Origin of the sequence: Marivirga sericea, from assembly GCF_900177665.1 — a bacterium.
Lineage (GTDB): Bacteria > Bacteroidota > Bacteroidia > Cytophagales > Cyclobacteriaceae > Marivirga > Marivirga sericea.
This window is the reverse complement of the sequence record NZ_FXAW01000009.1, coordinates 139,344-152,698: the sequence shown is the minus strand read 5'-3', so window position 1 is coordinate 152,698 and position 13,355 is coordinate 139,344. Positions and strand designations below refer to the sequence as shown.

The window sequence follows — 13,355 nt, the reverse complement described above, 5'->3', positions numbered from 1 at the left end:
TTCTTATTTTTCCAGCTTTTTAATTTCTATTTCTGCTCTATTTTTCAATTGAGGAACCCCTGCAATTGCAACAGTATCGCCTTTACTTATCCCTTTCAAGATTTCAACTCTGGTAGATGTTCTAGCCCCTAGTTCCACGTCTTTCAGTTGTGCTCTTCCTTCTTTAATAATGAAAACTGTATGTCCATTAGCTTTAGGCATTATCGCTGTAGTTGGAATTAATATCGCATTTTCTCGGTTTTCTAAGCTTAAATTAATTCTTATAAATTGGCCCGGAATCAATGAATTATTAGGGTTTGCAGTCTGTGCTCTCGCAGACAATGTCCTCGTTACAGGGTCAATTTGAGGTTCAATGGCATAAACTGTAGCTTCTCTTTCCGTATTTTCAGCTTCAGAGGAAAACGTGATTTTACTTCCTTTTTTTACCAGTCCACTGTATCTACTTGGAACTGAAAATTCAATTTTAATGGGATCAACATTGTATAAAGAGGCGATTTGGCTAGTTGGCGTGATATAACTACCCTCGCTGACATATCTTAAACCGATAAAACCTGAGAATGGTGCTCTGATTCTTGATTTATCAATTTCAGCTTCTAGGGCATCAATTTCAGCCTGAGTGGTTTTTAAGTTAGTGAATGCAATATCATATTCTTCTCTGCTGATCGCTTCTTTTTCGAGCAGTTGTTTTTGTCTTTGCTCTGTTTGCGAATTTAGCTTGGCAGTATATTTTAGCCGCTGTAAATTGGCCTGTAAATCAGCCACGTTTGTTTGGACTAGTAATTTACCTTTACTGACAAATTCGCCTTCATCAAAATAGATGTTCTCTATTTTACCTGATATTTCACTTGCTAATTCTACAGATTCATTGGCAAGTAAAGAACCTGTTAAAACTATATCATTTTCGAAAGTCTCGTATTTTACTATTTGAGCATCAATGGCAATTTTAGAGCTTTTAGGCTCAGTTTGAGTTTCTTTTTTATTTTCCGAATCAGAAGAAAAAAGAGAAGGGAAAACCAAATAGATTATAATAGCTAAAACGGCTATCGAAGCTATAATTCGAATGATAATTTTGTTCATGATGTAATTTTAAAAAAAATGCTTAGCTAAATTAATGTACAAACATACGAATAGATAGAACTTACTTAAAGTGATAAGGTTACTGAATAAGGATGCTTTGTCTCTAGCGGTGGGAAATGGGGATGATTGGGAATTAAAAACCGACTATAGGGAAGAGTCGGCTTTTAATTAAACAGGGTATTTTCAGTGCAGAAATATCCTGACTATTCTAAAATAATTCGCTGGACTTCTTGTCTTGATTTTGAAATAATTTTTATTAGATACATTCCAGGACTTAAATTACTTAGGTCAATTCGCTCTAGATCACTTTGAAACTCTATTAATTTTATACCACTTACAGACCATAATTCAATTTTTTGAACATTACTTAGATTTTGGAAATATAGAATTCCATTAGTAGGATTGGGATAAATCGTTGCCAAAGCTTTAAGGTCTTCCTGCGCAGTAAGAATGCTTTCTCCGGACAGTAAGAATCGCGCTTCAACTGGAAAATGATCTGAAGTTGTAGTGTTAAAATCCGGAATTGAAGAATAGGGAATTACTACTCTTTCAGCTCCTAGTATATGATCATCAAATAAGTTACGATTAATCATCACATGATCAATTACATTTTCTCGAGTTATAAAAGACCTTAGTCCAGCTTTACTTAAGGGCATAGTTACACCTAAATAGTTATCAGGGTCTGAAGTGAATTTGACATAGCTGGATTCACCATTGTCTGGTACAGTAGGCTCGTTGATTGGAGCAACAGTTTGCAAAATATCATCGTTATAGTCTCCTAGCAAAATGACACTTTTATCAGCATAATATTCCTGCAGTGAGTCGTAAAGTACTTCTACATCATATCTTCTCAGTTGATATCGCGGAGTAGATGCGGATTCGCCTCCTCCATTTGATCTGGCATGAATATTCACAAGAGTTAAGTCACGTTTTATCCCACCAATAGTAGCGCTTATATCCATAGAGAAGGGATACCTGCCACTTGCCCAAAATAGACTACTATTCGATGTTGGAAAATCTTGTAGATCATTAGTATTGATATTGTTGAATAAAACTTTGGTCTGGAGTGTATCCACTGTGGCTTTCTTGTACAGAAAAGCTAGTTTCTGTGCTGATCCGAAATTACTAGATGACCCACTGGTAGCAGGAGATAGGATACCATCATAATCTTGTAGCTCAGCTACTAACAGATTCCAGGCTGGGATAGACGTTATTTCTTGGAAAGCATAAACATCAGCATCCAGCTCTTGTATCATTTGCCGTACTTTTTCTCTTTGCAAATCAGTACTAGGTGTAGTAGCATTTGTAGGATCGCCAAACCATTCAATGTTCCAAGTTACTACATCAAAGGTTTCTTCTTTATCAATAGTAGTGTGGTTAAAATATCCGAAAGAGCTTAGCTCTAGTCCATCGGTAGAAATAGAAATGCTGCCCGCTTGGGCCAAGACGGATTCGTCCTCACTCGCAATCATTCGGGTTTGAACATTTAATGTTCCCGATTCGGGGAAGTCCTCCCTATTCAGCGTTAGCTGAGAACTATACTCTTCACCAAGCGATATTTCTATTCCAGGATCGGCATTTAAGATTAATGGCGATGTTAGATTAGATGCGGAAAGCGAGAAAGATCTTGAATCCGAAGAGACCCCTGGTTCTAAAACTCCGAAGTAATAGTCTTCTAAATACCATTCATTTGTGCTAATAGTAGGTTCTGGTGCATCATTTATTGTAAAAACCGCAAAATTATCTATCATCCATTCAGCTGCACCATTTGATTCGCTTGTAGATTCATAAATAATTGCAATTGATATATTTTCTTCTTCTGCAAATGAGGTTAAATCAACTTCTCCTGTGCTTTGCCATACACCTGTTTCATTTGGGAATGAGGCTGAAAGTTCCGTCCATGTAAAGGCTTCATCTGTAGGGTCTCCAGATTGATCATAGTTGGTAGAGACAAAAATGCGTAGCACGGGCGTTCCATCAGCAAAAAAGGATCTGGATTCAAATTCCATAACTAAAAATTCTTCTGCAGATACTGTATTAGTTTCTATTGCAGGGCTTATTAGCCATGTTCGATTCTCCTGAGGTGCAGAAGTAAAACCATTCATTCTTGCTGAATATGGGTTATCTGAACTGAAGTTTTCCTCCGTTATCATCCAGTTTTGCTCTCCAATTTCTCTAAATCTTTGCCAATCAGGTAAAGTAAATAAATCAGGATTATCAAAATTTTCCTGAAAAGGAATGGTGTAAAACTCGCCTTCCAATGCAGCTGTTGAGGAAATGCTTTGCGATGGATCAGGATTGAATGATACAGATCCTTCTTCATCACCTTGGGGAACCAGACTACCAGTTGTTTCGTTGGTCTTGAAACTTTCCTGATCTAAATCAGATCCACTAAAAGTGGTTAGGGGACGATCGACATCAGCACTGAATGTAAAGCTCACTTCAGAGCTGCCCTGATTTGCAAGGATGGGATTGGACCACGATGAATTGGCTTCTAGGCGATCAGGGTGATTAAAATCCCAAAACACAAGACTTGAATTATCATGTGAATAGATGAACTGGTTTGCATTAATCCAGATACATATTAAAAATATCAGGCTTTTCTTAAGAGAAGGTAATAGTGTAAGGGACATTGTAAAGAACTTGATCATTGAGCTATATTAATCGATAAAAAACGACTTACCAACAAAGTATTTCTATAAATAATTGGCGTTATGTAAATCTGGTTAGGGATTCATAAAAATGAAAACCCGAAGTAAAAATACTTCGGGTTTTCATTTTTTCAAAATTCTACTAAGTGAGAGTTTCTTATTCTTCTCCTACTTGAATATTATCAATAGTAACTCTAGTCGCACCAGCTCCAGATAAATATCTGAAAGCAAATCTGTAAGAACCGGAATTAAAATCAGAAGGTATACTTACCGATAGGTCCGAAAATACATTATTTTCGCTAGCTGGAGGTGGGAAATTTACTTCTAAATTAGTCCAAGCTTCCATATCAAATGCAGCCTCAGCATCGTAATCCTCTTCAGCAATAACCCAAACTTCTGGACTAGGGCCGTCAAATCTACTAGCATATTTGAATTTTAGCGTATTAAGAATTACATCATTCGACTGAAGAGATGGTGAAATAATCCAAGAATCTACAATTTGAGCACCGTCAGAGAAACCATTAGCTTGAATTCCTTGTCCTTCAAATCCAAAACCAGTACATCCCCATCCAGAACCACCTTCAAGTTCAACGTTTACTACGTTCCAGTTATCCACTACAGCATTGCAAGCATCAAAATCAGCACCGAAATCTGCAGAAAACTCAATATTAAATCTGATTGGTAAAATAACTCTTGAGATTACATGAACAGTACCGTTACCTTCTGAATTAGATCTTAAAATTTCTAAATCTTCATTGGCATTGATAACAACTTCACCAGTGTTTCTGGCAATAGGAATGTTTATTCCAGATAATGTTGTAATAGATCTGAAATTACCATTTTCAATTTGGTCAAGAGATAGATTAGCCACAGCTATATGTGTTTCAAGAATCTCAACTAGATCCACATCATCATCTGCAAGTAAATCCTCAACACTGTCGTATCCGAGCTGGGCTGCTAATATTTCAAATGCATTATTAGTCGGTGCAAAAACGGTAATCTGATCTTGTGTTCTTCTACTTGTCAATGCTCCTGTTAAGCCATTTGCTTCAACAAGTGTTAACAAATTACTCAATTCACCTGATTGGTTTTCATCATTTAAGACATTGATCAACAAGTCTTTGTCTGAGATACCTACATCGGAGCTATCGTCATAATCTTCATCTATACAAGAGGTAGTTACCAAAAGTAACCCTGCAAATAATAGAGATGTATATTTTAATAAATTTTTCATTTGACTATTTATTTAATTTTTTATGTCTATTAAAAGATGTATCTAACACCAAATTGAGCTCTCCATGTTTGACTCAAATCGAAATCAGGGATAGTTACATCGGTTGGATAAGTAGACTCCCCTTGAATTGAATTGATAGTGAATTCTGCATTTCCGTTTGCATCTGTTCCTTCAAAATTCATTAAGTTTCTTTGAACAACTACTCTGCTCACTCCCCATGAGTCATTAACTAAATTTAAAACATTTTCTACGTTAGCCTCAAATTGTAATTTATGCTTGCTAGGATCTTTTGTTAAGTGAATATCTTGAGTGATAGACAAATCAAGTCTATGTAACCAAGGTAAGATAGCACCATTTCTTTCTGTTACTGAACCTCTATTTTCGCTTAAGTAAGGATCATTCTCTATGTAATTGTTTAATATATCCCACTGTTGCTCAGCAGTTTGAGTAATTGAACCTCCACTTACTCTGTCAATTAACTGCGCTTCTTCAAAGTTTGAAGGCACATACATTAGAGAACTTCCCGAACCTTCGCCATTTAAGTTGCTACTGTAAGTATACGAGAATCTGTTTTGCTCTCCGCCAGAGTAAATTAAGTTGAAAGAGGTATTATTCGTTTCATTTAATCCTTTTGTGTTAAATGTAATCAAACCTACTACTCTATTTGGTTGATCGTTACGAGAGAAACCTTCTTCAGGATTGTTTCTTCCTTCTTGCACTTCACCTGGCCATAAAGAGGCAGCTTGTGAACCACCGCTTAAACCAAAGTCTCTACTCTGACTTCTAGTATAAGCTAAGCTTGTAAAGATACCTTTGCCCCAGTTCTTTTCAACACCTAAAGTTAAAGCAGCATACGTACGGTCATTAATATTAGTTAAATAGTACAACTCATTAATGGCACCACCTAGTGCTACTTGATCATAAGTTGGATATGCATTACCTGCGATATTAATTGACTCTCCAGTAGGTACACTTGACAAATTAGCACTGAATGGAGTATTGTAATCCTTAGAGAAAATACCTTCTACAGTGAAAATGAATCCGTTATAATTGTAATCAGCCGCTAAATTACTTCTCCAAGTTTGTGGTAATCTAAAGTCTTGATCAGTAACTGATAATGAACTAGAAACTGTAGGTTCTTGCTCTGCTGGATTGGGACGGTAATAATTGATATCATCTTGGAAGCCTTCCCACTCAGGATTTCCATCTTGACCCCAATCATCCTCTAAAAGGCCTATGAAACCTCTTGTTACACCATTACCATTAATTTGGTTTGATAAGTGAACAAAGATTGGACGTCCTGCGAAAAGACCTGTTCCACCACGTACTTGCAAAGTTTTATCACCCAATGCATCCCAGTTAAAGCCGAATCTAGGAGAAAATATCGGATTAACTGATGGAAATTGATCTACTCTAGGTTCAACAAATTCACCAGCATTTCTTGGATTTTCAACACTAATTCCTAAGTCTTCTACTCTTGTATTTCTTGGAGCATCGATAGGGTAGAATGGCATTTCAACACGCATTCCTAATGTTAATTTCAAATCATCAGTAGCTTGGTATTCATCTTGTACATAAAGACCTACCTGGCCGAATTGAGTTCTATCAGTAGGAAGTGTGAATGGATTATCTTCATCATAAGTAAAACCAATAGCAAAACCAGCTGGACGAACGCTAAGATCACGATCAATTACTGCAGATACGAAATCATCATATGAATTCCATCTGTACCAAGAATCCCAAGTTGGGTTAAAGGCATTGTCGAAAGTCATGTATTCGAAATTAACACCTGCTGTGAAGGTGTGATCACCCATGAAGTAATTAAAGTTGTTGGTGATGTTGAAGGTTTTATTGTCCAATAAGTTTCCTCTAGTGAAAAGTTCAGTACCCAAAGAGGCAAAATACAATGGAGTAGAACCATCAAATTCTAATATCTCTGACATTGGGAAATTTTGATCACCAGGGATGAATCTTTGGCTAACATTGCTAGTATAACCAATGTTCAATTTATTAGCCATGTTACTACCTATAGAAGAAGACCACTCACCAACAATTGATTGAACATTTTCTTCACTTCCATAATTTCCATTTCTAAAAGTAAGCGCCTCATTACCAAAGCGGGCAGTATTTCTGAATCTTTGACTTGCAGGAAGTCCACGAATACTATTGCCGTTTATTCCAACATCTCTTCTTTGTTGAAAGCTGTTGTACCGGAGCATGATTTTATTATTTTGATCCAAATTATAGTCTAATCGGAAATTCAATCGTGTAGCGACATCTTCGAAAGGGTAATTCTCAAAAGCGCCTGTTTCATAGCCGTAAATTTCTTGCATCTGCTGCTGCACAAATTCAGCCTGGTCTGCAGTCATTCGGGCAATTCCTAACTCTAAATCAGGTAGTAATCCTTCCTCAGGTCTTGCGGCTCTACGAGTATCGCCTGGTATGGCCCTATCTTCAAACTCAAAAGCTCCAAAAAAGAACAATTTATTTTTTATGATTGGCAAGCCTAAAGTTACACCATGAATCTGTCTTGTAGATTCTGAGAAAGGCACATCTTGTCCACCATTTAAAGTGGTACCCTGCGTATTCTGATTTTGAAAAAGAGTATAGGCAGATGCTTCAACTTCATTTGTCCCTGATTTTGTAATAGCATTTACACTAGCTCCTGTAAAACCACTTTGAGTGACATCATAAGGGGCAATATTTACTTGAACCTCTTCAATAGCATCAAGTGAAATAGGATTTCCTCCTGCAAATTGCGCACTTCCTAAACCAAAGTTATTATTGTAAAGGTTACCATCAATAGTATAGTTATTATATCTATTGTCTGCACCACCAAAACTAGTCCCACTCGATTGCGGAGTAAGGGTAGTGAAATCATTTATACTACGGCTAATGGTAGGAATTGCCTCTAATTTCTCTCGAGACAAATTTGTAGAAGCACCTGTTCTATCACCATCAATCACTTGGCCTCTTGTAGAGCGCACAACAACTTCCTGTAATACAGTAGACTCTTCATTTAACTCAATATTGAGGTTTAAAGTCTGACCTAAAGAAAGATTGATATTCTCGATTACAGATTCTTGAAAGCCAACGAAAGTAACCGTTACCGTATAGGGGCCACCTACTCTTACATTTGGCATTCTAAATCTACCACTTACGTTGGTTACGGCACCGTAAGTTGTTCCTGTGGGAGTGTGCACAGCCTGGACAGTAGCGCCAGGTAATCCCTCTCCGTTATTGTCATTTACCACACCAGAAAGGCCTGATGAAGTCACACCTTGCGCAAAAGCCGATACTGTTGCAAATGCCAACAGAATCGCTATTCCACATAAACTTTGTAAAATTTTTTTCATTTTGTCTGAATTTTATTTTTTTAAAATGTGTGCAAAAATAAACCTCTAATAATTCTGTACCCGAATTACAAGGTTAATTATTGATTATAATTCACTTACTCAAAATTAACATTAAGTTAACATTAAACATGGGTTCAGTAGATTTATATTTATAAAAACTAGAAAATAGCCGCTCAAACAATTAAAAATGGCTGTCTCAGAAATTATAAGTAATTTGAAATCAAACTTTATTTATGATGAAAAATATAGCAACTATTATTTTCTATTTGGTTTTAGCGAATTCTTCTTTCGCCCAAAAATACCTGTCTTATTTTATGCCCGATAGTGTAGAGTACGACTCCTCCATACCTACCCCCGAAAGCATTATAGGGCATCAGGTGGGAGAATGGCATGTGACGCACGATAAGTTGGTGTACTACATGAAAGCATTAGCCAATGTTTCCGATAGAATCACTATAATCGAAGCAGGAAAAACTTACGAGGATAGGCCACAATTACTATTGACCATCACTCATCCTGATAATCATTCAAATATTAAAAAAATTCAACAGGAACATAAGCAATTGACAGACCCTAACTCTTCATCTGATTTGAATATTGCTGAAATGCCTTCTGTAATAATGATGGGTTTTTCCATTCACGGAAATGAACCAAGTGGAAGCAATGCTTCGATGTTGACCGCTTATTATTTAGCTGCAGCTCAAGGAAAAGATATTGAAGACAAATTAAAAAATGTGGTGGTTTTACTCGATCCATCATTTAATCCAGATGGGCTTAATCGATTTGCTACATGGGCAAATATGCATAAAAGTGAAAATTTGGTTACTGATCCGAATGACAGAGAATTTAATGAAGTTTGGCCCGGAGGAAGAACGAATCATTACTGGTTCGATATGAACAGAGATTGGTTACCCGTTCAATTAGCTGAATCCCAAAATAGAATTGCACAATTTCATGCTTGGAAACCCAATATTTTGACGGATCATCACGAAATGGGGACTAATAGTACCTTCTTTTTCCAACCCGGAATTCCGGAAAGAACACATCCGATTACACCTCAGAAAAATCAGGATTTAACAGGGCAAATTGGTGAATATCATGCTAAGTTTTTAGATAGAATCGGCTCGCTTTATTATAGTAAGGAAAGTTTTGATGATTTTTATTATGGTAAAGGCTCTACTTTCCCAGATGTACAGGGTGCCATCGGAATATTATTTGAGCAGGCCAGCTCAAGAGGACATGCCCAAGAAAGCGTGAATGGAATTCTGGAATTTCCTTTCACCATTAAAAATCAGTTCACAGCCTCATTGAGTACTTTGCAGGCAGGCTATGAAATGAGAGAGGAGTTATTGGGATTCCAACGGGATTTTTATAAAAACTCGATCAATATGGCTTCCGAAGCTGATGAACAGGCTTGGGTAGTTTCAGATCAAGATGAATCGAAATTATTTCGTTTTGCTGAAATGCTGGATAGACATGAAATTGAGGTTCATAAATTAGCTAAAAGTACGAATGGCTATCAAACCGACAATAGTTATATCATCCCTATGAATCAGTACCAGAGTAGGTTGGTAAAAGCGATTTTTGATGTGCGAACCAGCTTTACAGATAGTCTTTTTTACGATGTATCTGCCTTTAACATGGGGATGTCCTTTAACTTGGATTATGAAAGCCTTGATAAGAGAACTTACAATACATCACTTTTAGGTGATAGATTTGATGTTTCGATGAGACCTACCGGAAATATTCAGGGTGGGAAAAGCGAATATGCCTATATCATGGAGTGGCATGACTTCTATGCCCCTAAGGCATTATATAAAATTCAGAAAGCAGGCTTGAGAACAAAAGTAAACACCCAAGAGATCATGCTAGAAAACGGTACTACTTTGGCAATTGGATCTGTTTTAATTCCTGTTAAACAGCAAGAGAAATCAGCGATTCAGGTTTATCAGATCTTGGAGGAGGCAATTGAAGAGTCTGCGGTCTCTATTTATTCTGTAAAGACAGGGAATACAAATGGGATAAATTTAGGAAGTCCTTCCTTTGAATCATTGAACCAACCCAAAATAGCCATGATTATTGGAGATGGAATCAGTCCGTATGATGCGGGTGAGATTTGGTTCTTGCTAGATCAGCATTATGAAATGCCAATTACTAAAATTGATGTTAATGACTTTGGAAGGGCCGATTTAAGTAGATATAATGTTTTGATCATGCCAAATGGCTGGGGTTATGGAAGTATCGGAAGTCAAAAAAATAAAATTCAAAGCTGGGCGCAAAATGGAGGAACCATTATTGCCTACAAATCAGCAGCTAAATGGCTTTCAGATCAGAAGCTGACTAAAGTTAAATTTGTCGAAAGCAAAGCAGACACCACTGGATATGAGGCCTACGAGGATTTGGGCAATAATAGAGGCGCTCAAGTAATCGGTGGTGCTATTTTTGAAGTAGAATTGGATTTAAGCCATCCGCTTACATATGGATTGAAAAATGAGAAAATGCCTATTTTCAGGAATAGTACCTTATTCATAGAGAAATCTAAAAACCAATATGCTAATCCGCTAAGATATACAGCATCTCCCTTATTGAACGGCTATGTTTCAGAAGAAAATGCTGAAAAATTGAAAGGAACTTCTGCTGTTACGGTAAGTAGAGTAGGAGGAGGTAAAGTCATTTCGTTCACTGACAATACTAATTTCAGGGCTTTTTGGTATGGTACCAATCGTTTGTTGATGAATGCCATTTTTTACGGTCAGACGATTAGTGGCAGAGCAGGGGAGTAAGATGTTTTATTAGAGGAAATTTTAAAAGGATGGGAGCAACCCCATCCTTTTTTTGTTGTTAAGATCAAACTTCAGCATTCTCCCCAAAGTAATCTGTCAATTCTTGCAATGTTTGGTTTGTCACAGGAATATCCTTTACAATCTCGCCTTGATCCAAAATCACGATTCGTTCGCAAATTTCGGTAACATGGTTAAGATCATGGCTGGAAATCAGAAAGGTTACTGATTTCTCAGCTTGAAATTGTTGGATTATTTTTTTTAAGCGTATTTGGCTAGTAGGATCCAAGTTTTCAAAAGGTTCGTCTAATATCACTAGCTTTGGGTCACCTAAAAGTGCAGCAGCAACTCCCAGCTTTTTCTTGTTTCCTTTCGAAAGATCTCGGATGTATTTTTTCTTTCCAAAAATCTCGTCATTGAATAGCGGTTCAAATAATTTTAGATGCGATTCAACATCTCCATCACTTACGCCTCTGATTCTCCCTATAAACTGAAAGTACTCCTCCGGAGTTAAATAGCTGATCAAGAACTTTTCATCTATAAAAGAACCGGTAAAATTCTTCCATTCTTCGCTGTCAGTAACGGCCTGTCCATCTATTTCCACATATCCCTCGCTTGCTCGGATTAAATCCAATAGAAGTCGTAAAAGAGTAGTTTTACCTGCTCCATTGTTTCCTACCAGGCCGAATGATTGTCCGGCAGGTATAGTTAGTTCAGATATATTTAAAACGCTTAGTTTTTTATAGCTTTTTTGAAGGTTGTTTAGTTTAATCACAGTGCTAAATGGTTAAATCGTGAATGAGTTTGTATTTATCTTTTTTGAGCTTTTTGGCGATAGCGTTGAAAAATGTTTTTCTGAAAATTATGCCAATCAATCCTGTCACAGCTATTGCCAAAACGCCAATCTGTGGATACCAGATGTTTGCAAATAAGGAATAAACGGCTATTGGTCCTAAAATCAAAGGGATACCGACTACAAATTGAGCAGCTCCTACTCCCTGGTAATTCATCATAGAGCTTTTATCTAATTCAATTGGTTTTGGTCCCCACAAACTCATGCGCATGATCAACATACTGTTTATTCCTACATTATAAATTGCCGTGGCACCCATAATCATCATTAATTCATAACCGAAATAAAAATAAGGAAGAGAAAGAACTGATGTAATCAAAACGGAATACACTAACAAGCGGTATCTTGATTCTACCCATTGGGTATACGGATTTATTTTGGTCAGAAAGAAATCCATTTGGTTGGTATTCCAGCTCCAAAGAAATTGTCCGTATTGGATAATGAAAATCCCTGTAAAGAAAATGCTGACAAAAATAGGCATCACGTTGGATTGAGTTTCCTCTCCCATGCTGAGTATCAGTAAAGGATAAAACAGAAATATACCCGCAAAAATAATACTCTGCTTACTCCTTTTGTGTCTTAGAATCAATTTTAATTCTTGAACAATAAGCGTATTCATTAATCCTTTATTTTCCCAGCCACTTAATCTGCTAGTAAATTGCTCACCTGACATCATTTTTGCATCAAATAAATCTTCTACATATAAGTTTTGGATGAAAAACTGGAAGCTGGTATATATTAAATACCCCAATAAAGCTAAAGGTATTACTAAAAGCCAGGGAGCTTGATAAATAGCTATTGCCCAATCTCCTAAAGGGATTAATGTGAAGTTGAAATACTGGTTTCCAGCGTAATTAGCAATGATTAATGAGATAAAAATAACCCAAACTATATTCTTGCTCTCCAACTTTTTCTTTAAAAGGATATTGAAAAAATGAAGACAAAGAGAAATTAAAAGTGTAAAAGTTAACCATATTAAGCCTTTTTGTATCCCGACAGCAGGAATGAAAGTGCTGATGCTGAGCGGGATGAAAATTGCAGGGGCAATGAGGTTGTACGGGTTGATAATTGATTTGAAAACTAAAAATCGGGTAATTAACTTCCTTCTTACAGGCAAATGCAAATAAGGCTCTATATCCAAAACGGGTACAGTTTGCATGATATACCTTATCGCTAATTCACTTACGAAATAATAAAGTAAGAATTGATTCACCAATTGAGTGGGTTCCGTTTCAATACCTAATGCCGCTATCATTTCATTTAGATTAGCACTTACTACTATCAAGTTCATTATCACAAGAAAGCCAAGCAACGCAAGGAAAATCTTAATCCCTAGATCCTTTTCAAAGGAAGGAGATCTTCTGAAACTGAGCCATTGGTGTCTTAAAATCCATTTCATGTTAA

At 36.7% G+C, this 13,355-nt stretch carries 7 protein-coding genes; 1 reads left to right on the top strand and 6 read right to left on the bottom strand.

Annotation, left to right across the window (positions count from 1 at the left end; genetic code table 11):
• Positions 1-3: 3 nt before the first annotated feature.
• The 4 genes from B9Y84_RS18415 to B9Y84_RS18400 all read right to left on the bottom strand — a co-directional run bounded on the left by B9Y84_RS18415 (position 4) and on the right by B9Y84_RS18400 (position 8,318).
• Positions 4-1,077 (bottom strand): efflux RND transporter periplasmic adaptor subunit, encoded by a 1,074-nt coding sequence (locus B9Y84_RS18415; RefSeq protein WP_085518871.1) that lies wholly within the window; start codon positions 1,075-1,077, stop codon positions 4-6.
• Between the two features lie 203 nt (positions 1,078-1,280).
• A complete protein-coding gene (locus tag B9Y84_RS18410) occupies positions 1,281-3,710 on the bottom strand; it encodes a T9SS-dependent choice-of-anchor J family protein (RefSeq protein ID WP_176223838.1) in 2,430 nt (809 codons plus the stop codon).
• A 175-nt stretch (positions 3,711-3,885) separates the two neighbouring features.
• A complete protein-coding gene (locus B9Y84_RS18405; protein ID WP_085518869.1) occupies positions 3,886-4,962 on the bottom strand; it encodes a fasciclin domain-containing protein in 1,077 nt (358 codons plus the stop codon).
• A 29-nt stretch (positions 4,963-4,991) separates the two neighbouring features.
• Positions 4,992-8,318 carry a TonB-dependent receptor gene (locus B9Y84_RS18400; protein ID WP_085518868.1) on the bottom strand — a complete coding sequence of 1,109 codons (3,327 nt, stop codon included), beginning with the start codon at positions 8,316-8,318 and terminating at the stop codon, positions 4,992-4,994.
• Positions 8,319-8,551: 233 nt separating this feature from the next.
• Between B9Y84_RS18400 and B9Y84_RS18395 the strand changes: the two genes are divergently transcribed.
• A complete protein-coding gene (locus tag B9Y84_RS18395) occupies positions 8,552-11,101 on the top strand; it encodes a M14 family metallopeptidase (protein WP_317043253.1) in 2,550 nt (849 codons plus the stop codon).
• Positions 11,102-11,165: 64 nt separating this feature from the next.
• Here B9Y84_RS18395 and B9Y84_RS18390 read toward each other — a convergent pair whose 3' ends face one another.
• Both B9Y84_RS18390 and B9Y84_RS18385 read right to left on the bottom strand, forming a co-directional pair.
• Positions 11,166-11,873: an ABC transporter ATP-binding protein gene (locus B9Y84_RS18390; RefSeq protein ID WP_085518867.1), complete on the bottom strand. Its 708-nt coding sequence runs from the start codon at positions 11,871-11,873 to the stop codon at positions 11,166-11,168.
• 4 nt (positions 11,874-11,877) lie between these two features.
• A complete protein-coding gene (locus tag B9Y84_RS18385; RefSeq protein ID WP_085518866.1) occupies positions 11,878-13,350 on the bottom strand; it encodes a DUF5687 family protein in 1,473 nt (490 codons plus the stop codon).
• Positions 13,351-13,355 lie beyond the last annotated feature (5 nt).

Coding starts and splice junctions, on each gene's coding strand:
- B9Y84_RS18415 (WP_085518871.1), bottom strand. CDS start 1,077: ATGAACAAAATTATCATTCGAATTATAGCTTCGATAGCCGTTTTAGCT.
- B9Y84_RS18410 (WP_176223838.1), bottom strand. CDS start 3,710: ATGTCCCTTACACTATTACCTTCTCTTAAGAAAAGCCTGATATTTTTA.
- B9Y84_RS18405 (WP_085518869.1), bottom strand. CDS start 4,962: ATGAAAAATTTATTAAAATATACATCTCTATTATTTGCAGGGTTACTT.
- B9Y84_RS18400 (WP_085518868.1), bottom strand. CDS start 8,318: ATGAAAAAAATTTTACAAAGTTTATGTGGAATAGCGATTCTGTTGGCA.
- B9Y84_RS18395 (WP_317043253.1), top strand. CDS start 8,552: ATGATGAAAAATATAGCAACTATTATTTTCTATTTGGTTTTAGCGAAT.
- B9Y84_RS18385 (WP_085518866.1), bottom strand. CDS start 13,350: ATGAAATGGATTTTAAGACACCAATGGCTCAGTTTCAGAAGATCTCCT.